Source organism: Bradyrhizobium frederickii, assembly GCF_004570865.1.
Lineage (GTDB): Bacteria > Pseudomonadota > Alphaproteobacteria > Rhizobiales > Xanthobacteraceae > Bradyrhizobium > Bradyrhizobium frederickii.
Map to the genome: position 1 here is coordinate 42,869 of NZ_SPQS01000027.1, position 21,887 is coordinate 64,755.

Consider the following 21,887-nt stretch of genomic DNA (forward strand, 5'->3'; position numbering starts at 1 on the left):
ACGCCATCCCGCAACGGAATGGCTCTACTCCACCTTCGCAGGCTCGGGCTGCATCGCCGATGCGTTGGCGATGCGCGCGGCGTTCGCCATGCCCGCGAGTGCCGCCGCCTTTTTCGGATCGGGCGCCGAGCCCGGCTGCACCACGCCGGCCGACATGATCAGCGTCGCCGCATCCTCCGTGCTCATATCGACTTCGACGATCTTGCTCTTGGGCACGTAGAAGAAAAACCCGGTGGTCGGGTTCGGCGAGCACGGCAGGAACACCGAGACGTGCTCCTCCTGCCCCGGCAAGCTGCGCGCGACCTCTTCGTTCGGCGATTGCGAGATCAGCACGATCGACCACATGCCCGGCGAAGGAAACTCGACCAGGCCCACTTTCCGGAAGCTCGAGCCCTTGCCCGAGAACAGCGTCTCGAACACCTGTTTCAAGCCGCGGTAGATGGCGCGCACGGCCGGGATCCGGCCGAGGAGCGTTTCGCCGACATCGACCAGGGTGCGGCCGATCAGATTGGCCGCGAGGAAGCCGACCAGCGTCAGCGTGAAGAATGCGACAACCAGTCCCCAGCCGGGAACGACATACGGCAGATAGGTTTCCGGCCGGTAGGCGAGCGGCACGAACGGCCGCACCACGCCATCGACCCAGGTGACGAACCACCAGACCAGGTACAGCGTGATCGCGATCGGCCCTGTGACCACGAGGCCGGTCAGAAAATAATTGCGGAAGCGGCCCATCAGGCCGGTATGCGGTTCCGGGACGGGATCAAGTGGCGCAGGCGCGTCGTCGCGGGGGGTCATTCGGGTTCCAGATCGGTCGCAGCACACAAGCTAGGGTCTTCTAGCAGATTTTGGAAGACCACGACCGGCCGATATCCCGCCTGCCTATTCCACGGTCACCGATTTCGCGAGGTTGCGCGGCTGGTCGACGTCGGTGCCCATCACGACAGCCGTGTGATAGGCGAGCAGCTGCACCGGGACGGCATAGACCATTGGCGTGAACGCCGCCGCCATATCGGGCATCACGATGGTGACGAGGGACTCGACGGTCGCCTCTTCCGCGCCCTTGGCGTCCGTCATCAGGATGATGTTGCCGCCGCGGGCGGCGACCTCCTGCATGTTGGAGACGGTCTTCTCGAACACCCGATCGTAAGGCGCGATGACGACGACAGGCATGGTCTCGTCGATCAGCGCGATCGGTCCATGCTTGAGCTCGCCGGCGGCATAGCCCTCGGCGTGGATGTAGGAGATCTCCTTCAACTTCAGCGCGCCTTCGAGCGCGAGCGGAAAGCTGGTGCCGCGGCCGAGATAGAGCACGTCGCGCGACTTGGCGATCCGGTGCGCGAGCTTCTCGATCTGAGGCTCGGTGGTGAGCGCGTCTGCCATCAGGCGCGGAATCTCGACCAGGCCGTGAACCAGCTTGGTCTCGTCCTCGTCGGACAATTCGCCGCGCGCCTTGCCGGCCGCGATCGCAAGATTGGCCAGCACCATGAGCTGACAGGTGAAGGCCTTGGTCGAGGCGACGCCGATCTCGGGGCCGGCCAGCGTTTGCAGCACGGTCTCGCTCTCACGCGCGATCGTCGAGGTCGGCACGTTGACGACGGCGACCGTGTGCACGCCCTCGGCCTTGGCATAGCGCAGCGCCGCCAGCGTGTCCGCGGTCTCGCCCGACTGCGAGATGAAGATGGCGAGATCGCCCTTGCGCAGCGGCGCCTCGCGGTAGCGGAATTCGGAGGCGACATCGACCTCGACCGGCAGCCTCGCAAAACGCTCGAACCAGTATTTTGCGACGAAGCCGGCATAGCTCGCGGTGCCGCACGCCGTGATGTTGATGCGCTGGACGTTCCTGAAGTCGAACGGCAGCTTGACCGGCAGCGAGACGCGCTCGCTCGCCATGTCTACGTAGCGCGCCAGCGTGTGGCCGACCACTTCCGGCTGCTCGTGGATTTCCTTGGCCATGAAGTGGCGGTAATTGGCCTTGTCGACCAGCGAGGTCGAGGCGGCGTGCTTGATCTTGTCGCGCTGGACGGCGTTGCCGTCCTTGTCGAAAATCGAAGCGCTCGTGCGGGTCAGCACGACCCAGTCGCCGTCTTCGAGATAGCTGATCGTATCGGTGAACGGGCCGAGCGCGATCGCGTCGGAGCCGAGATACATCTCGCCGTCGCCGTAACCGATCGCAAGCGGCGGACCATTGCGGGCGCCGATCAAGAGATCGTTGTCGCCGGCGAAGATGAAGCCGAGGGCGAAGGCGCCACGCAGGCGCCCCAGCGCCAGCTTCACCGCTTCCACCGGCTTGTTGCCGCGCGTCAAGAGATCGTCGACCAGATGCAGCACGATCTCGGTGTCGGTCTCGGTGTTGAACACCGTGCCCTTCTTCTCGAGTTCCTCGCGCAGCTCGCGGAAGTTCTCGATGATGCCGTTGTGGACCACGGCGACGCGCTCGGTCGCGTGCGGATGGGCGTTGTTGACGGTCGGCTTGCCGTGGGTGGCCCAGCGGGTGTGGCCGATGCCGGTGGTGCCCTTCAGCGGCTCGGCTTCGAGCCGCTTCTCCAGGTTCTTCAGCTTGCCCTCGGCGCGGCGGCGCTCGAGGTGCTTGCCTTCGAGCGTCGCGACCCCCGCTGAGTCGTAACCGCGATATTCAAGACGTTTGAGCGAATCCACCAGCTGCTCTGCAACCGGCTCGCGCCCGAGAATGCCGACAATCCCGCACATGCGGATCACTATCCCCCAAATCGTCGAAAAATCGCCTAAACGACACGTCCGGTTTTTAGCGAAATTCAGAAGCAACCATTACTCAATAATTATTGCGGATTGAGACAGCACCGACCGCAACCTGAGCTTCGCCTGCGTCGAATTGGCCGGCCTTAGACCGCGCGCATTAACTTGTTGTCAACATGTTTGGCCAACGATTCCGGCTCAGGAGAGTGAGGCCATGAAAGGCTCGTCCGACCGCAAAGGTCTGTCATCGATGTACTTGCGTGCCAGCGAGACCACGGGCACGCATCTCGCGCATTGGCCGCCGCCCCAGCGCGGCAAGGAAAGCAAGCCCGTCTTCATGAAGCATCCCGAAGGCGAGCCGGTCAAGCGCGCCAAGCCGCGCGGCTGGCGCCTGACCCGCGCGATCTTCTCCGAATTCGCCGACGACGAATAGCGGAAAGCTCATTTCTCCGGCTTCTTGCCGCGCTTCACCTCGCGAAAACGCGCCGCGCCGCCTTCCCGGATGGTCTGCGGGTTGCGCTCCAGCGCCATGGCGTCATCGGGCACGTCGCGCGTGATCACCGAGCCCGATCCGATATAGGCGCCGTTGCCGATTCTGACCGGCGCGACCAGCGAAGAATTGGTGCCGACGAAGGCGCCCTGCCCGATCACCGTCTTGTGCTTCTTGAAGCCGTCGTAGTTGCAGGTGACGGTGCCGGCGCCGATGTTGGAATTGGCGCCGACAGTGGTATCGCCGATATAGGAGAGATGGTTGACCTTGACGCCGGCCTCCAGCGTCGCCGCCTTGGCCTCCACGAAATTGCCGATCCGCGCGCCGTCGCCAAGCGAGGTGCCGGGCCGAAGCCGCGCAAAGGGGCCGATCGAGACGTTCTTGCCGAGCGTCGTCTGCACGATGTGCGAAAAGGAATGGATCACGGTGCCGTCGGCGATCGAGACGCCGGGGCCGATCACCACGAACGGCTCGATGGTCACGTCCTTGCCGAACACGGTGTCGGCGGCGAGATAAACCGTCTCCGGCGCGATCAGGGTGACGCCGGCCTCCATTGCCGCCTTGCGCAAGCGCGCCTGCATCACGGCTTCGGCCTCGGCGAGCTGTGCCTTGGTGTTGATGCCGCGCACCTCGTCCTCGCTGGTCTCGATCACGACGGACTCCCATCCCTGTTTGCGGACGATCTCGACCGCGTCGGTCAGATAATATTCGCCCTTGGAATTGGCATTGCCGATCTGCCCAAGGATTTGAAGCGCCCGGCGCCCGTCGATCGCCATCACGCCGGCATTGCACAGATCGATCTTGCGCTCGTCGGCGCTCGCATCGGCCTGCTCGCGGATCGCGACCAGGCGTTCGCCCTCGACGATGAAGCGGCCGTAGCCGGCGGGATCGGCGGCGCGGAAGCCGAGCGCGGCGATCGCAGCGCCCCTGGCGAGCGGCGCGCGCAGCCGCGCAAAGGTCTCGGCCGAGATCAGCGGCGTATCGCCGAAGGCAATCAGCAGATCATCGGCGCCTTGCGCGATGGCCTCGCGCGCCGCCAGCACCGCATGCGCGGTGCCGAGCCGCTCGGCCTGCACGAAGGTGAGCGCGTCGGGCCGGATGCGCTTCGCCTCGTCCGCGACCGCCTGGTGGTCGGGACCGATCACCACCGCGAGCGAGCTGCCGGTTCCCTTCGGCGCCGCGCCGAGCACGTGGGCCAGCAGCGTCTGGTGAGCGACCGGATGCAGCACTTTCGGCAGGCTCGAGCGCATGCGCGTGCCTTCGCCGGCGGCGAGCACGATCGTGAGGCTGGAACGGGCGGTCATCGAAATCCTGTCGGTTCGGCCGAATCAAATGGCGCGGCAGGCGAGCCGCCCTCAAGAGCTGCCGCCTTGCTACCCCCGCAAACGCCCGGAATTCAAGTGCGGCACGCATTTCCTGTTAATGTTCCTTGATTGATTCGGGGCTGGGCACTTAACGTTCATGGCAAAGGATTCCGACCCACTGGCGGATGCCTTCGGCGCCAAGGAGACCGGCGGACTGTTCTCCGGACTCTTGGCCGAGGAAAGCGCGTTCGATCGCCGCCTGATGTGGCGTCTGGGCTCGTGGGGCGTGGCGGCCGTGGGCGCCGTCACCATCGCGGTGCTGGCCAATCAGGCCCAGCTCGGCTGGCGGCGCGACCAGGTTGCTTCCGCCGATCTGGCGCGCCAGGCTGACCGCCTCCAGATGCTCACCAGGGAGAGCCAGAACGAGGCCCGCCGGCTCACGGCTGCCATCGAGACGCTGAATACCGATCGCGACCGGCTGTATTCGCGCGTCACCGTGCTGGAGCAAGGGCTCGATTCCGTCACCGGCGCCATCGCCAGGCAGACCACCCCGCCGCCGCAGGCCGGCAAGGCGCAGGATGCTGCGCCCGCAGCCCCCAGCGTCGCGCCGGTTGCTTCGACGCCTGCTTCCGCCACCGACAAGCCTCGCACCGAGGCCGCCAAAGACACGCTCAAGGACACCCTCAAGGACACCCCGAAGGAAGCGGCAAAGGAGCCGCCGCCGCAGGCCGCCGCGGCCGCCTCGCTCGTGCAGCAATCGCCGGCGATGAATTCAGCGTTGCCGACCATTCCGCTGGTCCCGTCCAAGTCAATCATGGCCCCGCCCGATCCGGCCGCATCGAAATTGATGCAGCCGGAGACGAACGAGAAGGCCGCCGAGAAGAAGGCCGAGCCGGCGCCCGCGCCGACCGAAGCCGTCGTGGCAGCCGCCAAGCCATCGGAGGCAACCGAGAGCGAATCGCCCGCGATCGCGGTTCAGCAGACGCGTTTCGCGATCGATCTCGGCGGCGCCAATTCGGTCGACGGCCTGCGCGCGCTCTGGCGCGGCGTGACCAAATCCAATCCGGATATCGCAGCGCTGCGACCGATCATCATGATCAAGGAAGGCACGACAGGGCTCGGCATGCAGCTCCGCCTCGGTGCCGGCCCGCTCGTCAATGCCGCCGCCGCCGCGAAATTCTGCGCGAGCCTTGCCGAGAGCAATCGTCACTGCGAGACTACCGTGTTCGACGGCCAGCGCCTGTCGATGCGTGGCTCGGAAAAGACGCAAGAGAAACCTCAGGACAAGGCACAAGAGAAGTCGCAAGACAGGGTTCAGGAGAAGAACGCGGAGAAGAATCAGGACGCGGCCCCGCAAGCCGAAACCGCGCCTGCGCCCAGCGCCAAGCCCGAGAAGCCGCAGCGCCGCCGCAGCTACACTTCGAAACGCACCAAGCGCGAGGAGCCCGCGCCCGCTCCTGCGGCACAGCCGGCGCCGGCGCCGGCGAAGCCGGAGACCGCATCGGCGACATCGACATTGTCGTCGTTCTTCAGGCGATAGGACGCCCCGTCTCCGACGAAAGCCTCTTGCATGCGGCGATCGGACGCGAGGACCTGAGGGGTCCTTTTGCAGCCCGTTTGCGTTCATTCACGGCGCGCCCCAGCGGCACCTCGCCCTTCCGAAACTCCCGGGCTTCGATGAATGAACTTGATGATGTGCTGAGGCTTCTCGTCGCGGCCGGAACAGGCCTCTTGATCGGCATCGACCGCGACATGAACGACAAGCCCGTGGGGATGCGGACGCTCGCGCTCGTGTCGCTCGGCTCCGCGCTGGTGTCGATCGCCGTGATCGAGTTCCAGAATTTGCGCGACCACCCGGATGCGATCTCCCGCGTCATCCAGGGCGTCGTTACGGGCGTGCTGACCGGCGTCGGCTTCATTGGCGCCGGCGTCATCCTGCACGACAGCAAGGCGAAAACCGTTCACGGCCTCACGACCGCGGCGACCGTCTGGATCGCGGCGGGTCTCGGAATCGCATGCGCGCTGGGCGCCTGGCTGCTCGTCGGCGCTGCGATCGCGGTGACGTTGCTCGTGCTGTTCGTTCTCGGCTGGGTCGAGCGCCGGCTGGGACTGAAATAGGTTTGGCCGCCCGCCCCCCGGGCGGCTTTGACGGCTGCTCGCGCACGTCTTGAGCCAGCCGGATCAACAGAAACATCGCCAGCCCTGTTGCCTGCCCGCGCCATCGAGACCATATTGCCGCCATGACAAAAAAGCCCTTCCGCCTCACGCCCTACCAGGTGCAGTTCCTGATCGTCGTCGGCTTCGCGTCCGTCGGCTATGCGCTTTATCTGCGCTACCTCGCGATCGAGCTGTCGCAGGTCGCTCTCGCCTGCGACGCCGGGCTTCAGACGCTGCTCTGCAAGGCGCGCTCGGTCTCGACCGTGCTGTTCAAGAATTCGGTGTTCGGCATCGTCGCACTGGTGGTTGCGACGCTGAACCTGATGCGGCCGTCGATCGTGCTGCTCACGGTCGGCATCGTCGCGGCCGGCCTCGGCATCGTGCTCTACAATGTCGTGCTGTCGGGCCTTGCGATCGGCCTGTTCATTCTTGGATTTGCTCGGCCCGCGCCCGCCACAGCGTGAGCGCGAACAACAGATAGATCGTACAGGTCCACAGCGACTGCCAATTGTCGCGGCCTTCGTTGAAGAGCACGAAGACGGCCGACAGCGCCAGCACGCCCGCGAACACCGATTCCGCGATCGGACGCTGGCCGATCTGCGGCCGGTTCAGCATCAGCAGCGCGAACGGCACCACCGCCATCGTCAGCGCGGCGTAGGGAAAATCCTTGTAGCGCGGGTCGAACACGAAGCCGAGCGCGGTGGCGGCCGCGATCACTGCGGTCACCGCCAGCGTCAGGCCGAGAACGGCGGTGAGCTTCGACCATTTGCGCCCCTCGCGCGGACCGAGCAGGTCGAGGAAGGTCGGAAGGCTGCGGCCGATCACCATGGCCTGCGAACAGAAGATCGGCGACAGGATGCCGGCAAGCAGCAACGCGCCCCAGAGCAGCCAGCCGCCGATGCCGTAGCTCTCGTAATACATCTTGTCGGCGCCGATCCCGAGCAGGCTCCCCGCCGTCGTCGCCGAGATCCCGACGCCGAGCCAGGCCGAGAAGCGCGGCGTCCACGGCCGCCGGCGCAGCGTGATGATGGCGACCGCGAACACCAGCACGGCAAGGACCATGCCCGCGCCCATGTACCATTTCCAGTACGGGAAATTGCTGATCGGCTCGCCCGGCGGATATTTCAGGCTCCGCCGCACCGAATCGTACAGGCCCCAATAGCCGCCGACGGTGCCTTCCAGCTTGCGCTTCCAAGGCTGGTCGTAGGACTCGATCAGATTGACGCGAAACTTGTGCGCTTTGGCAAGGCCGAGGATTTCCGAGACCACGCGGGCCTGATTGGTCCGTGACGGCAGCGCGGCGTCGCGCATGCGCCCCTCGCTCGGCCAGCCGGTCTCGCCGATCAGGATCTCCTTGCCGGGGAACGCCACCACCATGCGCTCGCGGATCGTCTCGACATGAGCGGAGGCGAACTTCGCCTTGACCGGGAAATCCTCCCAATAGGGCAGGATGTGGATCGTGACGAAGTCGACCGCGTCGGAGACCTCGCGGTTCTTCAGCCAGTACTCCCAGACGTCGGCATAGGTGACGGGCACGCTGACCTGCGTCTTCACCAGACGGATGATGGAGACGAGATCCGCCGTCGTCATCTCGCCGCGGAGCAGCACCTCGTTGCCGACGATGAGCGTGGTGATGATGTCGGGGAATTGCTTGGCGAGGCGGATGGCGAGCCCGGCCTGCTCGTAGTTCTTGGTGCGGTTGCTGGAGAGCCAGATGCCCTGCAGCACTTTCAGCCCGCCGACCCTGGCGGCGATCGCCGGGACCTGGTCGAGCCCGTTCTCCATCGAATAGGTGCGGACGCAGTCGGTGATCTCTTTGAGCTGGCGCAGATCCTGCTCGATCTGCTCGGCCTCGATATGGGTCCACGCCTCCAGCGGCGTCTGCTCGCCGCGGAACGGCGCGTAGGAGACGCATTGGACCTTGTCGGCAGGGTCGATCGGGGCGCGCGCGAGCGTGATCGGCGTCGCCAACCACCACCACACGGCAGCAATCGCACCCAGTGAAACAAGCAGAAGCGCCAGTGGCGTACGAAGAGAAATCGGTTCCGTCCTCCGCGAAGGGTCCGTCGATTACCTGCTTGCACGCCGTCTGCCAAGGGGGGTGCCAAGGGGGGCCTGGGTGCCGATCGCTCGGCGGATCCGCTCCCGCCCCGAGGAATTGGGCTGCGGCCGTTCGACCGGGCCCTAGCATCGTGACTTTGCTGGACAAAATTCCAAATACAGGTCATGGACTCCGAACGACTTTTCCGCCGCAATGGAGACCCATTTGGACGCCATCACCGACGCGTCCGCGGGATCCTGACGCGGACGGCCAGCGGATACATTGGGGAATTCATGCGGCAACGGGTGTTCGAGTCACGAAATGCGGTCCTGCGGCAGTTCGCCGCCACCTTGGCCGTCTCCTGCCTTCTCGCTCTCGCCGGTCTCGGTGGCGCCTCCGCCCAGAGCGGCACGCCAGCCCCGGATCAAGGCAAGGCCGCCGCCCAGCCCGCCGACGCCGCCAAGGATGCCGCCCAGAACCAGCGCCGCACCGACGAGTTCGCCGAAGCCGCCCAGGTCATCAACGGCCCGGCCGGCAATCCCGAATGCGTCTGGCTCGGCCGGCGCGTAGTGCGGCTGATGTGGCGGGACGACCTCGATACCGCCTTCCGCCATCTCGACCTCTACGATCGTTTCGGCTGTCCCGGCGGTCACATCCAGGCCGCGTTCCGCTGCCTGACCCGGTTCGGCGGACAGATCGACCCCAAGGTCGCCGAGACCCTGGACAGCCGTGTGCATGCCTGCTGGATCAACCCGGCCGCCCAGCCGCAGCAGGCGGCCGCCGCGGCGGCGCAGCCGGCCGCAGCCAACGCCCCGGCGCCGCAGCCGGCCGCCAGCCCCTCGCCCGCGGCAAGCCCGACACCGGCGCCCCAGAAATAGCCGAGAGTCGTTTCAGCTGGCGTTCAGGAACGATCGACCATAGAGACGGTTGGCACTGCCGTGCATCCTGAAAGGCATGCCCTCATAAGGACATGAGGCCATGACAGTTGTGAAACCGCGCGGCAGAGTTATGCTTCCTTTGCCGCGGACTTGGTCGGATCTCGGGGTCGGATCCGCTTCCCTGCCACCTCAGCCCCTTTTGGTTTAGCCGCGATGCGCGTTGTCGCCGCCGTTCTGTTGCTTGTGTCCGCGCTTCACGCCGGCATCTGGGGAGTCTTGCGCGACAAGGAACCCGCGCCCGACTTCAAGGGCCTGCTGCCCAGCGTCTCCTACGCGCCGTTCGAGGGCTCGGCCCACCCCGACATCGACAACATCCCGACGGTGGAGAAAATCCGCGCCGACCTGAAGACGCTGTCGACCATGACGCGGGCGATCCGTCTCTATTCGTCCACCGGCGGCGTGGAACTGGTGCCGCCGATCGCGGCCGAGTTCGGCCTCAAGGTCACTGTCGGCGCCTGGATCGACAAGGACAAGGATCGCAACGAGCGCGAGATCAAGGCCGCCATCGAGCTCGCCCGCAAGAACAGCAACGTCGTCGGCGTCGTCGTCGGCAACGAGGTGATCTACCGCGGTGAGCAGAAGGTCGAAGACCTCATCGACATGATCAAGAAGGTGAAGGGCTCGGTCCGCGTGCCCGTCACCACAGGCGAGATCTGGAACATCTGGCGCGACAATCCCGACCTCGGCTCCAACGTCGATTTCATCGCCGCCCACGTGCTGCCCTATTGGGAAAACTTCCGCTCCGACCAGGCGGTCGACCAGGCCGTCGACCGCTACAACCTCCTGCGCAACCTGTTCCCCGGCAAGCGCATCGTGATCGCCGAGTTCGGTTGGCCGAGCCAGGGCTACAACTTACGCAACGCCGACCCGGGTCCGTTCCAGCAGGCGCTGATCCTGCGCAACTTCGTCACCCGCGCCGAAGCCATCGGCATGGAATACAACATCGTCGAAGCCATCGATCAGCCCTGGAAGTTCTTCGAGGGCGGCGTCGGTCCCTACTGGGGCATCCTCAACGCCAGCCGCGAGCCGAAATTCGCCTGGACCGGTCCGGTCGAGAACCCCGATTACTGGAAGCTGATGGGCATCGCGCTGCTGGTCGGCGTCCTGTTGTCGCTGCCGATCCTGCGGATCGAAAAGCCGACCGCCAAGCAGGCCTTCCTGCTGTCGGCGACCGCCAACGGCGTCGGCGCCTGGGCCGCGACCGTGTTCGCGTTCTGGAACAGCCATTACTTCATCTTCGGCTCGGCCTTCGCGCTGACGCTCGGCATGATCCTCCTTGTTCCTCTTGTTCTCATTGCGATGGCGCGCATCGACGAGATCGCCGCGGTCGCCTTCGGCCGGCCGCCGCAGCGGCTGATCGCCAAGGACAAGCCGATCGAGAACGTGCCCGAGACTTACTGCCCGAAGGTCTCGATCCACATCCCCGCCTATTTCGAGCCGGTAGACATGCTCAAGCAGACGCTGGATGCGCTGTCGCGGCTGAACTATCCGAACTACGAATGCGTCGTCATCATCAACAACACGCCGGATCCCGCGTTCTGGCAGCCGATCCAGGACCATTGCCGCGCGCTCGGTGAACGCTTCAAGTTCATCAACGCCGAGAAGGTGCAGGGTTTCAAGGCCGGCGCGCTGCGCATCGCGATGGATCGGACCGCGGCGGATGCGGAGATCATCGGCATCCTCGATGCCGACTATGTCGTCGAGCCCGACTGGCTGAAGGACCTCGTGCCCGCCTTCGCCGATCCGCGCGTCGGCCTCGTGCAGGCGCCGCAGGAGCACCGCGACGGCGATCTGTCGATCATGCACTACATCATGAACGGCGAATATGCCGGCTTCTTCGACATCGGCATGGTCCAGCGCAACGAGCTCAACGCCGTCATCGTGCACGGCACGATGTGCCTGATCCGCCGCGCCGCGATGGACATGGCTGGCGGCTGGTCGTCCGACACGATCTGCGAGGATTCCGATCTCGGCCTTGCGATCCAGGAGCTCGGCTGGACCACGCACTACACCAACACCCGCTATGGCGCGGGCCTGCTGCCCGACACTTACGAGGCCTTCAAGAAGCAGCGCCATCGCTGGGCCTATGGCGGCCTCCAGATCGTCAAGAAGCACTGGCGCCGCTTCCTGCCCGGCGCAAGCCGGCTGACCGCCGACCAGAAGCGCGAATATGGCCTCGGATGGCTGAACTGGCTGGGCGCCGAGAGCCTCGGCGTGGTGGTGGCGCTGCTCAACCTCGTCTGGGTGCCGATCGTCGCCTTCGCCGACATCGCCATCCCCGACAAGATCCTGACGCTGCCGATCATCGGCGCCTTCATCGTCTCGCTGGTGCACTTCCTGTCGATGTACCGCGCCCGCGTCGCCATCAAGCCGGGCCAGATGTTGGGTGCCATGATCGCGGCGATGAGCGTGCAATGGACGGTGTCGCGCGCGGTGGCGCAGGGCCTCATCACCGAGCACATCGCGTTTGCCCGCACCTCCAAGGGCGGCCTCAGCCGAATGTCGATCGAGTTCCAGGCGTTCTGGGAGGCCGTGATCGGCACCCTGCTGCTGGTCGGCGCCGGCGTGCTGATCGCCTCCAACAGCTTCCGCCAGATCACCGAGATCTACATCTTCGCCGGCGTGCTGGTGCTGCAGAGCCTGCCGTTCCTGGCGGCCGTCGCCATCGCCATCCTCGAGCTCAGCCGCATCAACTCGTTCCAGTTCTGGCGCGACAGCGCGATCCGTACCGCCGAGCTGATCGGCCTCCGCCCGGTCGCCCTGCCTCCGGTGGGCGCGCCGCAGGCCGTGCCGAACGAGGTACGGCGGGAGACGCAGTGACGGGCGCGTGCGGCCGCCGGGCGTCTCGAACCACGAAAGGCCGAGGTGGTCCAGCAACCTCCCGCGGTTCAGCGTGGATGACGCCCGCCAATCAGGTTGAAATTCCTGGCCTAACCAGCGGAGGCAGCGAGAAAATCCCCGCCCCTGCCAAGACTTTCGGCAACCACGCCCGCTATTGACCTCGGCGCCCCATCCCCCTACACAGCCGGGGCCGAAAGCATGGTCCGGAAACAGCCGGTTTTTCCCCGCGACGCAAATCGGGCGTAGCGGCAAGACATGCTTCTCGAATGTCCGAACACGATGGCGATCTTCGTCAAAGCCATCAGCGGCCATGGGAGCGCGTAGCTCAGCCGGTAGAGCACGTGACTTTTAATCACGGGGTCCTGGGTTCGAGCCCCAGCGCGCTCACCAAGCAAGATCAACGACTTATCCAACGATTTTCACCGGCGGAGTAAGCGACTTCTCTTGCGGGGGCCACATTCGGGGCCACATCAGTTCAGTAACAGTTTCCTAAGCGGGCCGCGGAATGCTGCGGGTCGGCCGATCGTGTGAAGATTCGCCATACGGTGATGGACTATCTATATCGGGTACTCATGAGCGAATTTGTCCGACCGCACTATCGAAACGCCCCGATTGCCGAGGCGCTGATTGATATCCGTGTCGCGCGGCCGGACCTTGTGACGATGGAGCAAATCACGCTTGCTGCTGATCAGCTGGCGGAGCGTTTCCCGGTTCGTCACCCAATGAATACGATCGAATTTGGCTTCGATTTCGGGTCAAACCAGACTAACAACAGCCAGGAACAAACGGGGCTGCGGTTGGAGTGCGAAAACAGGGTTTTGTTATTACAGCGAATCGGTTTCACCTATAGCCATCTCCCTCCCTACACAAATTGGGAGACGCTCCGCGACGAAGCGCTCAGCTGCTGGAATGTCTTTCGGGAAGCAACAAAGCAATCGGCGGCCAGCAGACTCGCCGTTCGCGTGATCAACAAAATTCCGACCCCGGAGGCTGAAATAGCTTTGGAGGATTACCTGTCGGTCTATCCGGTGGTGCCCACCAAGTTGCCGACGACAGCAAAAGCTGCTTTCGTACAACTACAAATGGCGATGTCGCATGTGATTCCGACAGCGCAGGCGATCTTAAACATCGCTAGTGGACATGCGGACGCGAACGGACCTCACTTGCTCTTGGACATTGATCTGTTCGCAGCAGGCGTCGTTGAAGGCGATGAGGCAATATGGAACACAATTGAAAAGTTCGGAATTGAGAAAGACGTGATTTTTGAAGCTTGCATTACTGACAAGATTCGAGAGGCGATCCAGTGACCGCTATCAGATTGGCAGCTCCGACTTACCCTCGCACCTTCGGCAGTGGCGGCGTTTCTGTGAGCGCTGGCGAGATCGATCAGGTGCTCGTTAAAGATCGGCCGCTGCAGGCCGAAACCCGCAAAATCTGGTCCTTGTCATCCGACACAGGTAGGCCGACCGACAAGGCCGTTTCCTCTGCGATTCGCACACTGGGCGTCTTGTTCGGAAAGGCTGTCAAACTTGGGTCGTGGTCGAGTCCTCTCATCACGCTAAGCGAAAACAACGAGATCGTTTTCGAATGGTGGAACGATCAGAAAAAGATCACGATCTATTTCGGTAATGACGAACCTGAATATATCAAAGTTTGGGGCACTGACATCGATAACGAGATGGATTCCGGACCATTGCCGGGCGGCTGGAATTTGACCTCTCTTTGGCTGTGGCTTTTTCCGTGATGTAGCCAATGAGCGTGATCCACATCGATGATTCCCACGACCTTTATAGGTCTGTGAGAGAGGGAGAATATACGACTCGCAACGGCCAGATTACATTTTCGGCTTCGGCGTTCAACGATCGCGATCGTAAGCCCTCAGTTGACACCTCTGCCCTGCGCACCGATCCACGGGCAACGCGCAAGTCGCCCGAGCAGGGTGTTGCAAAACTTACGGCTGTCGAAGTTCGCAAGACGAGCGGGATTCCTATCAGGAATGCTGCAGGCGAGCAGATTGCGGCCCATGAAGTGGATGTGGTTCATCGGCCGATCAAAGACGATCCAGAGGGCGAACCCGACAACGATGCCCATTGCCAGGTGGAATGCCATCCGGTGATGGACCACGACAAGCGGTTTAAGAGACTTAAAGAAGCTCTAGCCGGCATTGCGAACAAATACGGCTGGGTAGTGCAACCTGGGTCTCCTTAGTTCGCCCGGTTCGTCGCGCCGGTCGCGTTTTAATCGATGTTCCTGACAGAGTCTGATGGTCGACATATCAGCCATTACTGGCGCAATCACCGCACTGAAGAGCGCCAACGACATTGCTCAAGCGATGGTCGGGCTTCGCGACGCTGCGGCGTTTCAATCCAAGCTTATCGAATTCCAGAACAAGATTATCGAGGCAAATGCGAGCGCCTTTGCGGCGCAGGACGAACGCGCCGAACTGCTGCGTAAAATTGCTGATCTCGATAAGCAGGTCGAAAAACTGACGGCAGAGAAGCGAAAGTTCGATCGCTATCAGTTGAAAGACTTTGGCGGCAACTCATTCGCCTACGAATTGAAGGCATCCGAAGCCAATGGCGAACCAATTCATCGAGCTTGCGCAACCTGCTTTCAGGATGAGCGTATCAGTATTTTACAATTCTCTCACCAGTCCGAAGGACAGGATTGGTACACCTGTCCGCGATGCAAGGAGCCTCAACATTTTGGTGCGCACGTCCGGAGGGAATCATATCGCTCGCACCATAGCGATTTCTAAACCCGCAACTCCGTGATTATTACGGTGTTTTGCGGACCGCTCAGCTCGGTCAGCGCCCACACCAGCGCGTCGACGCGATCCGGCGAATAGCCGACCTTCGCGCGGTCGAAATCCGATGTAAACGCACACATTTGATCTTCGAGCACATCGAACCCACCGACATGATGCACCTTGCGCTGCTCGTAGAGCGCCGCAATCGGCTCGGCGCGTACCACCTTGCCACGGCTGGCATGCACGGCTTTAAAGCTCACACGCGAGTCGAGCGCCCGTATCGTCGCCTCGACCATGGCGCCACCGTTGTTCACTTCGGCTAGGATCCGGTCTGCCTTGTGGCGTCGGTAAGCGTCGATCGCGACCCGCGCCCACTCATGCGGAGCATAGCGGCCCGAACAGTCTTCGAGCACGTAAGCCGCTTCATCTCTGGTAACGCCGGCAACGATGATGCCGGTTTCGTCCGATCCCTCGTTGTTCGAGACGGCGGGGTCGATGGCCACGACGATACGGCGCAGCTCCGGCGCGACGGTTACCCGATCACGGTCCAGCCAGTCCAATTGCCAGAGCGCGCCCGGGTTGTCCGAAAGCAGTTCGGCGTTCAGCTCCTGTCGACCGAGGCGCGTCCCTTCGTAGCGCTGGCGGACGGCAGCGAGGAAGGTCGGGGCTAGGTTGGCTTCGTTCTCGAACGTCGAGCCGCGCGTCACGACCACGTCCCTGCCCTGGCGCGCCAACAACTCCTTGAGCAGCTTGATCGGCCTTGGGGTCGTGGTCACAAGCCAGCGCGGCCGCTTCCCGAGGCGCAAGCCAAACTGCAACATGTCCCAAGTGCCCTGCACGTCGGTCCACGCCGCCAGCTCGTCCGCCCATGCGGCGTCATGCTCGGGGCCGCGGAGCCGGTCCGCTTCCTCACTGGAAAACGTCGTCGCCTGCGCGCCGTTCGGCCAGGTCAGCCGGCGCTTGCTCGACTCATAGATAGGCCTGTTCCATGCCGGTGCGGTATTGAGCAGCCCCGAGACGCCCTCGACCAGCGTGTCGCGCGCGTCGGCCGCGGTGGCAGCGACCAGGGCGATGCGGCCAGCCTGTCGGGTGTCGACAAGATCGTGCACCCACCCTGCCCCCGCACGCGTCTTACCGAAACCGCGGCCTGCCAGGATCATCCACCCATTCCAGTCACCAGGCGGCGGGAGCTGGCTTGGACGGGCTTTGGCGCGCCAGCCACCGTCCTCAAGGGCGTCGGCGAGTGCGGCGGCAATGCTGGTCATGGGGTGGGCTCCGGCAGCGGTATGGGACAGGGTGGCGGCAGCGCGAGGGCATCGATCATCACGGGTGCCCTACCCGCTCGCAGCCCGTCGGCGGTCGTCTCTGCGTCGAGTTCGTGCAGGGCCGCCACCACAGCAGCGCGCGCTGCTCCGTGCGGCGCCAGGGCTCGCAGGATGGCCGCCTGCACCTTGGCGAACTGCGGGCTGTTCACGATCGCCACGTTGTTCTGAATGTTAATGGTGCCCTGTGCGATGGTAGCAATCTCGCCGGTCACCTTGCCGATCTTTTCCAACACACCGACGAGTTGGCCGGCAACGATGGCCGCGCCGCGCGCGTCACCGGCCTCGGTGGTGGCGGCAAGCTGCGACATGAGCATGGTGCGTACCGCCCGGAAGTGGTCGAGCACTGACGCACCCTCATCCGCCGCCTTCTCCGCAAGCTCGGCGAGCTGCGCCGGCCCAACGAGATAGGACGCCTTCATTTCGACGCTGACGTGATTGTGCCAATGCCGGCCGATTGCGTCCTTGGACAACCCGAACTTCGTGGCCAGGCTATCGAGCGAGGCGCCGCCCGCACGCAACAGTTCGATCCGCCAACGCTCGTCATGAGCGCAGACGGTGCATTTAGGTCCCGATTTCATCTGCAAAAATCCGACGCGAATTGCGCCATGTGGCCCTATAGTGGCCCCGGAAAGTGAAATTTCGGTTTCACCGGAAAAATGCAAGTCATTGCAAGCAGATGAAATTCAGACCCCGTGATTAAATATCGCGAGCGCGAATGAAAGCCATTGAAACGAACCGCGATAACGCCGAAAGATCAGCGCGGATTGAAGATGGTATCGCAAGGTTTCCCCATGTCCGAAAACACTCGCTGCGATCATTGCGAAGGAGAGTTCGCGCCGGAACAACTGGTCGTTCTCGCGCCACCAATCGGCGACGGTGAGATGATCTGCAAGCGATGCATCGAAATCAAACTACGTCGGGCTGTCGCGCAAATGCCCAGCGGCGACAATTGACGTCTGCGCTCATCATTTTCCACTTCACTTTGATGTTGAAATTCTAAGCCCTTGAAATCCAACGGACCGACCGGACCAAACACAGACCGCGGTCCGACGGGTCCACCGCCGGCCATACGGACCGACCAGACCGCCCCCCTATAAGGGCGGTACGGCGGTCCCGGTCCGGTCAGGTTTGGCGTGGAGGGATAGGCGGGAATTGTCCGGCCGGCGTTGCCATGGGAATTGCAGCATGGGCGTTTGCCGTCTGGTCTATGATCCGCACGAGCTGGTCCTGAACGAGGATCATTCTATTGGTGAGCAACTTCACCTGCCGGCGGTGCAGATCCCGCATCGGCTTTGCAGCGACCGGGCTGACGCCGCCGATCTTGAAACATTGGTCCAGCCACTCGTTCAGCGTCACCGACCGCCCAGGAAACTCCGGCCGCAGTTGACCCTTGGCCTTCAGGGCCTCGCCAAGTGCCTGCAGGGCGAGCCTGTCGTCGTCGGACAGCTTTAGCGCCTTGCCCATCATGTCGCCCCCCTCGGTCACGGAGGCGACCACAAGGCTACTCGCGGCCTTCCCATAGTCGACGCGGCGTTTCCAACCGTCCTCGCCGTCTTTCATTTTGGCGCAAGTGATTTTGCCTCGGACCAACTGGCCGTCGCCCTCGCGCTCCACCAAGAACATGAAATCCGAGCTGGCGCCAAAATAGACCGATCCGAACGCATCGCCGCTTTTGTTGACGTGATGGACGCCAATGGCGACGCCTTGCCCGATCTCACCGAGCTGCTGAAGCCGCTCCATAAACCCGGTGATGGATTTGGCGTCATAGAAATCCTCGCCGGGTAGCGCTCGCCCGACCGTATCGACCGCGACCACCTTGAACTGTCGCCCGCTCGCGGCAATCGCCGCTTTCAGTTCCTCGAATTGCGCAGGGTCGCCAAGGTTAGTCGGCGATCGCATGAACACGAGCCGGTCCGGGTCGGCGCTGATTCCATGATGCGCCTTGAATGCGTCGATGCGCTCGCCGAACCCTTTGCTGCCCTCTCGGGCGATCAGCAGCACGTCCCGCGGCTCGCCCGGCAGCTTGGCGCCATGCCAGTCAGAAAGGCCGTAGGCCAGGTGCAGCAAGAGGTCAAAAAGGATGAACGACTTTCCGCCGGCGTATTCGCCGAAAATCAGCCCCACGCCTTCCTCGGGAATCCACTTGTCGACCAGCCATTTCGCTGCCGGAAGCTTTCGAAGGTCGGAAATGGTTTCGAACAGATAGCGGGGTGGAGCGGCGCGGACAGGCGCGGGGAACGGCACGATGGGCATTGCTTGCTCCAGATGTTCGCGGAAACGGCGCTCTGACCACCGCTCGATCTTCTTTGCGTCCGACCAGGGACGTCCTTGCGCCAGCCACTTCGCATAGCCGGCATCGTCGAGTTCAAAGAATCGATCGAGGCGCTTAAGACGCCGTGCCTCGCGTTTGTCGCTCCACTCCTTCAGCTTGGTCTGTGACGCGGGCGAGAGCTGCGCAATGCGGTAGTTTTTGAACGCCGCGTTACGCTCCTTTTTCTCGGCGAGATCGGCGATCTTATCGCGGCGTTCAATCTCATTGGCTAAAGTCGGTATACTGTCGACGATGCCTTGCAGCCGCTCGCGCGTCGCCTTGTTCCGCCGAGGAACGGTCCCATCGTCGTAGAACCATTCCTTTCGATCGTGCGTGATCCATTCGGTCGGATCAACAACCGTGGCGCACGCCGAATCGCAATCCGGCCATTGACCAGGAACGCGAACAATCGGTCGATACTTGCGATCATAGATAACGGAGTCGCGCTCTGCGACGAACACGCCATAGGGCAGAAGATCAGGGTCTTTGACTCTAGCGGTAATCATACTCGGGTACTCCTTACTGTGAGTCCCGAACTAAGTTCTGATTGCAAAAATCGCGGATTGTGCTAGGTAAAGGCCGCCAAGCAATTTACCGAGACGTCCGCGGCCCTGCGATCAGCCTTGATCCGGGGCCGTTTCGTTTAGGCGGGTGCGGGCACGATCGATCTCATCGCCTGGCCAACAGCTTCCAGCGCGAACAGGTCGAGTTCGGCAATTTGGTTCAGGCAGGGACCGCCGAAATCTCCGTCGTCGTTGCGGAATACAACAAACGACATCGGCCCATTCTGACGTTGTAGATTTACGAAGATGCGTCCGCCGTGGTCGAGAAACCTCACCGTGGCGCGCGGATAATCATCACCCTTCCACTCCGCGTAAGTGCCGTCGCGCATGTCGGCGATCAGCGCTTCAAGCGCCTCACCGAATGTTTCCGCTCGCGCGAACGCAAAGTGGGCAATGTCCTCGCCCAATCGGGAAGAAAACGCCCCACCGGTCAGGCGGATTGCCGCCCTCGCGGTTCTTACAACGTCCAATGGATTCGGCGCTCGGCGCCCCGTCGAGGGCGTAGCGCACAACGCGATAAGAAGATTGGCAATTTCGGCGGCAGTCGGCTCAATCGCACCTGGCCCCTGTTTGCCGCGCCGGAAGATCGTTTCGTCCTCGCGCAAACGCTGGATGTAGGTTGTGATCGTCGGCACCGGAATTCCCAAGAGCCGGCTCAAAATATCGACGTAAACAGTTGTGGTCGCCATAACAACCACAATATATGAATATCATTTTTTGTCAAGTTTCGAAGAATCGGACCAGAATGCTTGCCCTCGCTAAAGGAGTGTCCGGAATGTCAGAGCAGCCGAAGGTCCATAGCCCGGTCGATGACTGGATCACCCAAAAATTCCAGCCCTTCGCTAAGACGTGGTTTGAACTGATCAGAACTGCGTTTGTCGTCGCGCTCTTCAACTATATAGGCACGAAATCGAATAGCTCGGTTGTCTCTTTGCTTGCACTATTCACGTATATTCTGTTCGGAGTGTACTGCATTACCTTTGTGATCCTAAGCACTCCGCCCCATCGATCGACGGCGAGCAACAAGTACGCGCGATGGACTGTGGATGCTTTGAGCCTTCTGGTCACAGGCGTTGGCCTTTACTACTGGTCGAATATCGTGACGAAGGTGCTGGATCAAATCATGACAGTGCAATTCAAGTGAATTTCGCCGCGCCCTCGCCGATGCGCTCTACTCCCGGTCCTTCGCACCAGCGCGCGCTTTCAATCCGATCTCGATCAACTGCCTGATCGCATCCGAAACGTTCGGGATGGGACGTTGCTTCGCGCGCCATTTGTCGATCGCTTCCAACATGTTCTCGCTGAGGCCGACGAGCTTTTTAATCGGATAGATTTCGGGGCGTGGCATCGGTACTCCTTACAAATAGTGCATATGCGTTATTGACAATCGCATATATCGCATATACGTTATTTTCGAGTTTGAGGCAATGGCCCAGCCGAATCGGAGAGCAGCATGATTAATCTTTCCCGCAGCACAGTTGACCGCAATCTTCCCGGTGCATTCTTTTCCAGCTCCCTTAGCTATCTCGAATTCCACACCGAACGTCGCGAATACGAAGCCGCCACCGAGGCGTTCGCCACCGAGGCGAGCCCGGCCGGTATCCGCGAATCTCTGAAGTTCGCTCGGCGCCACGGTTTCAAGATGACCAAGGCAGAAGCCCGCGAGGCCGCCGCCGATGCGCTGCGCGAGAAACTGACGGCGCTCGGCTATGGTGAAACCGACATCCGGTGGCACGCGGCCCGCCGCGGCCGCCGCGATCGTCACTTCTATCGCGCAGCCTAGGAGGCTTGATCATTTGCGGGGCGGCCGGGCTTTGGCCGCCTTTTCGCGTTTGGACGGTAGGCGCGACAGCACCAGGTCAAGCGCAGCTCTCGATAGCTCCAGTGAGGCGGCGTCTTGGCGTTTCGATGGCGTGACCTTCGTTACGTGGCACGCCCGAACCGCCTCGCGAACGTTCGCAGCCGTCGTGAGCAGTTTCTTTCCCGGCCGGTAGCAGACAAGCTTTCCGGCCCGGTGCATCCGTTTCAGCGTGTCAGCATCGGCGCCAGGGATGAGCTTGGCGGCCTCGTCGAGGGTGATCAGTGCGTCATCATCGGTCATCGAGAACGTTTGCGTCCTTCCTGTATCCATTTCTGGTATTGTTGCTCTTGGGCGGCCCGCCGCGCCTTGTTCGCTTCGTGGTCTCGCTTCCACTGGTCATAGGCTGAATCAAAGTCTTGCTCCCGCGGATCGGACGAACTCGAAGGCGCCTTGATCCCGGATGCCTTATCGAGGGCCAGGTCGATGGCTTTCCGATCCCAACGGCGCGTACCGGGTAGCGGCGGCGGCACAATGCCGGCCGCAACCCATTTCGCCCACGTGGCGACTGTTACGCCACAGTAGGCCGCAGCTTCGGATCCGCTTATCAAGCGAGGTTCGAGAGCGGTCATCCGCGCTCGTTAGCATGATCGCGGCG

General features: G+C 62.7%; 23 protein-coding genes and 1 tRNA gene. 13 read left to right on the top strand and 11 right to left on the bottom strand.

From position 1 onward, the window contains the following. Positions 1 to 24 precede the first annotated feature (24 nt). Both E4K64_RS33250 and glmS read right to left on the bottom strand, forming a co-directional pair. Positions 25 to 795 (bottom strand): DUF502 domain-containing protein, encoded by a 771-nt coding sequence (locus E4K64_RS33250; protein ID WP_126257588.1) that lies wholly within the window; start codon positions 793 to 795, stop codon positions 25 to 27. Positions 796 to 879: 84 nt separating this feature from the next. Continuing rightward, positions 880 to 2,706: a glutamine--fructose-6-phosphate transaminase (isomerizing) gene (gene glmS / locus E4K64_RS33255; protein WP_135167117.1), complete on the bottom strand. Its 1,827-nt coding sequence runs from the start codon at positions 2,704 to 2,706 to the stop codon at positions 880 to 882. Positions 2,707 to 2,926: 220 nt separating this feature from the next. Between glmS and E4K64_RS33260 the strand changes: the two genes are divergently transcribed. Beyond that, the gene (locus E4K64_RS33260; protein WP_128929278.1) at positions 2,927 to 3,145 is read left to right on the top strand and encodes a hypothetical protein; all 219 of its coding nucleotides are present in this window, start codon (positions 2,927 to 2,929) and stop codon (positions 3,143 to 3,145) included. An 8-nt stretch (positions 3,146 to 3,153) separates the two neighbouring features. Here the strand turns inward: E4K64_RS33260 and glmU are convergent, their stop codons facing one another. Next, on the bottom strand, positions 3,154 to 4,506 hold the full coding sequence (gene glmU, locus E4K64_RS33265; protein WP_135167118.1) for a bifunctional UDP-N-acetylglucosamine diphosphorylase/glucosamine-1-phosphate N-acetyltransferase GlmU: 1,353 nt from the start codon (positions 4,504 to 4,506) through the stop codon (positions 3,154 to 3,156). A gap of 157 nt (positions 4,507 to 4,663) precedes the next feature. Here glmU and E4K64_RS33270 point away from each other — a divergent pair, with 157 nt between their 5' ends. The 3 genes from E4K64_RS33270 to E4K64_RS33280 all read left to right on the top strand — a co-directional run bounded on the left by E4K64_RS33270 (position 4,664) and on the right by E4K64_RS33280 (position 7,127). Further along, positions 4,664 to 6,046, top strand: a complete 1,383-nt coding sequence (locus tag E4K64_RS33270) for a hypothetical protein (protein ID WP_135167119.1) — start codon at positions 4,664 to 4,666, stop codon at positions 6,044 to 6,046. Positions 6,047 to 6,183: 137 nt separating this feature from the next. Then, the gene (locus E4K64_RS33275; RefSeq protein ID WP_126257583.1) at positions 6,184 to 6,624 is read left to right on the top strand and encodes an MgtC/SapB family protein; all 441 of its coding nucleotides are present in this window, start codon (positions 6,184 to 6,186) and stop codon (positions 6,622 to 6,624) included. A 122-nt stretch (positions 6,625 to 6,746) separates the two neighbouring features. Further along, positions 6,747 to 7,127, top strand: a complete 381-nt coding sequence (locus E4K64_RS33280) for a hypothetical protein (RefSeq protein WP_126257582.1) — start codon at positions 6,747 to 6,749, stop codon at positions 7,125 to 7,127. Here the strand turns inward: E4K64_RS33280 and E4K64_RS33285 are convergent. Beyond that, positions 7,087 to 8,646 carry a glycoside hydrolase family 17 protein gene (locus tag E4K64_RS33285; RefSeq protein WP_167772390.1) on the bottom strand — a complete coding sequence of 520 codons (1,560 nt, stop codon included), beginning with the start codon at positions 8,644 to 8,646 and terminating at the stop codon, positions 7,087 to 7,089. The genes E4K64_RS33280 and E4K64_RS33285 overlap by 41 nt on opposite strands. A gap of 351 nt (positions 8,647 to 8,997) precedes the next feature. Between E4K64_RS33285 and E4K64_RS33290 the strand changes: the two genes are divergently transcribed. The 7 genes from E4K64_RS33290 (at position 8,998) to E4K64_RS33320 (ending at position 15,241) form a co-directional block, all read left to right on the top strand. Continuing rightward, a complete protein-coding gene (locus E4K64_RS33290) occupies positions 8,998 to 9,582 on the top strand; it encodes a beta-1-3, beta-1-6-glucan biosynthesis protein (RefSeq protein WP_135167121.1) in 585 nt (194 codons plus the stop codon). A 213-nt stretch (positions 9,583 to 9,795) separates the two neighbouring features. Then, the gene (locus E4K64_RS33295; RefSeq protein WP_135167122.1) at positions 9,796 to 12,462 is read left to right on the top strand and encodes a glycosyltransferase; all 2,667 of its coding nucleotides are present in this window, start codon (positions 9,796 to 9,798) and stop codon (positions 12,460 to 12,462) included. Between the two features lie 335 nt (positions 12,463 to 12,797). Then, positions 12,798 to 12,873 (top strand) — tRNA-Lys (locus E4K64_RS33300). A gap of 182 nt (positions 12,874 to 13,055) precedes the next feature. Beyond that, positions 13,056 to 13,790 (top strand): TIGR04255 family protein, encoded by a 735-nt coding sequence (locus E4K64_RS33305; RefSeq protein WP_167772391.1) that lies wholly within the window; start codon positions 13,056 to 13,058, stop codon positions 13,788 to 13,790. After that, complete coding sequence (locus E4K64_RS33310; RefSeq protein ID WP_135167124.1) at positions 13,787 to 14,227, top strand: hypothetical protein; 441 nt, start codon at positions 13,787 to 13,789, stop codon at positions 14,225 to 14,227. The genes E4K64_RS33305 and E4K64_RS33310 overlap by 4 nt, the downstream gene beginning before the upstream one ends. Before the next feature lie 8 nt (positions 14,228 to 14,235). After that, a complete protein-coding gene (locus E4K64_RS33315) occupies positions 14,236 to 14,691 on the top strand; it encodes a hypothetical protein (protein WP_135167125.1) in 456 nt (151 codons plus the stop codon). A 55-nt stretch (positions 14,692 to 14,746) separates the two neighbouring features. Beyond that, positions 14,747 to 15,241 carry a hypothetical protein gene (locus E4K64_RS33320; RefSeq protein ID WP_135167126.1) on the top strand — a complete coding sequence of 165 codons (495 nt, stop codon included), beginning with the start codon at positions 14,747 to 14,749 and terminating at the stop codon, positions 15,239 to 15,241. Here the strand turns inward: E4K64_RS33320 and E4K64_RS33325 are convergent. The 4 genes from E4K64_RS33325 to E4K64_RS33345 all read right to left on the bottom strand — a co-directional run bounded on the left by E4K64_RS33325 (position 15,238) and on the right by E4K64_RS33345 (position 20,120). Beyond that, a complete protein-coding gene (locus E4K64_RS33325; protein ID WP_135167127.1) occupies positions 15,238 to 16,497 on the bottom strand; it encodes a DNA-packaging protein in 1,260 nt (419 codons plus the stop codon). The two genes, E4K64_RS33320 and E4K64_RS33325, sit on opposite strands and share 4 nt — an antisense overlap. Then, entirely contained in the window at positions 16,494 to 17,135 is a 642-nt protein-coding gene (locus tag E4K64_RS33330) for a hypothetical protein (RefSeq protein WP_135167128.1), read from the bottom strand. Before E4K64_RS33330 ends, E4K64_RS33325 begins: the two co-directional genes overlap by 4 nt. 544 nt (positions 17,136 to 17,679) lie before the next feature. After that, complete coding sequence (locus tag E4K64_RS33340; protein ID WP_135167130.1) at positions 17,680 to 19,374, bottom strand: AAA family ATPase; 1,695 nt, start codon at positions 19,372 to 19,374, stop codon at positions 17,680 to 17,682. 137 nt (positions 19,375 to 19,511) lie between these two features. Beyond that, positions 19,512 to 20,120, bottom strand: coding sequence for a hypothetical protein (locus E4K64_RS33345; protein ID WP_135167131.1), 609 nt, complete (start codon positions 20,118 to 20,120; stop codon positions 19,512 to 19,514). A gap of 86 nt (positions 20,121 to 20,206) precedes the next feature. Between E4K64_RS33345 and E4K64_RS33350 the strand changes: the two genes are divergently transcribed. Then, positions 20,207 to 20,575 (top strand): hypothetical protein, encoded by a 369-nt coding sequence (locus E4K64_RS33350; protein WP_135167132.1) that lies wholly within the window; start codon positions 20,207 to 20,209, stop codon positions 20,573 to 20,575. A 27-nt stretch (positions 20,576 to 20,602) separates the two neighbouring features. Here E4K64_RS33350 and E4K64_RS40690 read toward each other — a convergent pair whose 3' ends face one another. Next, a complete protein-coding gene (locus tag E4K64_RS40690; RefSeq protein ID WP_167772392.1) occupies positions 20,603 to 20,779 on the bottom strand; it encodes a hypothetical protein in 177 nt (58 codons plus the stop codon). A gap of 105 nt (positions 20,780 to 20,884) precedes the next feature. Here E4K64_RS40690 and E4K64_RS33355 point away from each other — a divergent pair, with 105 nt between their 5' ends. Further along, a complete protein-coding gene (locus E4K64_RS33355) occupies positions 20,885 to 21,214 on the top strand; it encodes a hypothetical protein (RefSeq protein WP_135167133.1) in 330 nt (109 codons plus the stop codon). 9 nt (positions 21,215 to 21,223) lie between these two features. Here E4K64_RS33355 and E4K64_RS33360 read toward each other — a convergent pair whose 3' ends face one another. Then, positions 21,224 to 21,532, bottom strand: coding sequence for a hypothetical protein (locus E4K64_RS33360; protein WP_135167134.1), 309 nt, complete (start codon positions 21,530 to 21,532; stop codon positions 21,224 to 21,226). Further along, entirely contained in the window at positions 21,529 to 21,861 is a 333-nt protein-coding gene (locus tag E4K64_RS33365) for a helix-turn-helix transcriptional regulator (RefSeq protein ID WP_135167135.1), read from the bottom strand. Before E4K64_RS33365 ends, E4K64_RS33360 begins: the two co-directional genes overlap by 4 nt. Between the last annotated feature and the right edge of the window lie 26 nt (positions 21,862 to 21,887).

Coding starts and splice junctions, on each gene's coding strand:
- E4K64_RS33270 (WP_135167119.1), top strand. CDS start 4,664: ATGGCAAAGGATTCCGACCCACTGGCGGATGCCTTCGGCGCCAAGGAG.
- E4K64_RS33330 (WP_135167128.1), bottom strand. CDS start 17,135: ATGAAATCGGGACCTAAATGCACCGTCTGCGCTCATGACGAGCGTTGG.
- E4K64_RS33355 (WP_135167133.1), top strand. CDS start 20,885: ATGATTAATCTTTCCCGCAGCACAGTTGACCGCAATCTTCCCGGTGCA.
- E4K64_RS33275 (WP_126257583.1), top strand. CDS start 6,184: ATGAATGAACTTGATGATGTGCTGAGGCTTCTCGTCGCGGCCGGAACA.
- E4K64_RS33365 (WP_135167135.1), bottom strand. CDS start 21,861: ATGACCGCTCTCGAACCTCGCTTGATAAGCGGATCCGAAGCTGCGGCC.
- E4K64_RS33315 (WP_135167125.1), top strand. CDS start 14,236: ATGAGCGTGATCCACATCGATGATTCCCACGACCTTTATAGGTCTGTG.
- E4K64_RS33320 (WP_135167126.1), top strand. CDS start 14,747: ATGGTCGACATATCAGCCATTACTGGCGCAATCACCGCACTGAAGAGC.
- E4K64_RS33325 (WP_135167127.1), bottom strand. CDS start 16,497: ATGACCAGCATTGCCGCCGCACTCGCCGACGCCCTTGAGGACGGTGGC.
- E4K64_RS33295 (WP_135167122.1), top strand. CDS start 9,796: ATGCGCGTTGTCGCCGCCGTTCTGTTGCTTGTGTCCGCGCTTCACGCC.
- E4K64_RS33305 (WP_167772391.1), top strand. CDS start 13,056: ATGAGCGAATTTGTCCGACCGCACTATCGAAACGCCCCGATTGCCGAG.
- E4K64_RS33260 (WP_128929278.1), top strand. CDS start 2,927: ATGAAAGGCTCGTCCGACCGCAAAGGTCTGTCATCGATGTACTTGCGT.
- E4K64_RS33360 (WP_135167134.1), bottom strand. CDS start 21,532: ATGACCGATGATGACGCACTGATCACCCTCGACGAGGCCGCCAAGCTC.
- E4K64_RS33290 (WP_135167121.1), top strand. CDS start 8,998: ATGCGGCAACGGGTGTTCGAGTCACGAAATGCGGTCCTGCGGCAGTTC.
- E4K64_RS33345 (WP_135167131.1), bottom strand. CDS start 20,120: ATGGCGACCACAACTGTTTACGTCGATATTTTGAGCCGGCTCTTGGGA.
- glmU (WP_135167118.1), bottom strand. CDS start 4,506: ATGACCGCCCGTTCCAGCCTCACGATCGTGCTCGCCGCCGGCGAAGGC.
- E4K64_RS40690 (WP_167772392.1), bottom strand. CDS start 20,779: ATGCCACGCCCCGAAATCTATCCGATTAAAAAGCTCGTCGGCCTCAGC.
- E4K64_RS33280 (WP_126257582.1), top strand. CDS start 6,747: ATGACAAAAAAGCCCTTCCGCCTCACGCCCTACCAGGTGCAGTTCCTG.
- E4K64_RS33340 (WP_135167130.1), bottom strand. CDS start 19,374: ATGATTACCGCTAGAGTCAAAGACCCTGATCTTCTGCCCTATGGCGTG.
- E4K64_RS33350 (WP_135167132.1), top strand. CDS start 20,207: ATGTCAGAGCAGCCGAAGGTCCATAGCCCGGTCGATGACTGGATCACC.
- glmS (WP_135167117.1), bottom strand. CDS start 2,706: ATGTGCGGGATTGTCGGCATTCTCGGGCGCGAGCCGGTTGCAGAGCAG.
- E4K64_RS33250 (WP_126257588.1), bottom strand. CDS start 795: ATGACCCCCCGCGACGACGCGCCTGCGCCACTTGATCCCGTCCCGGAA.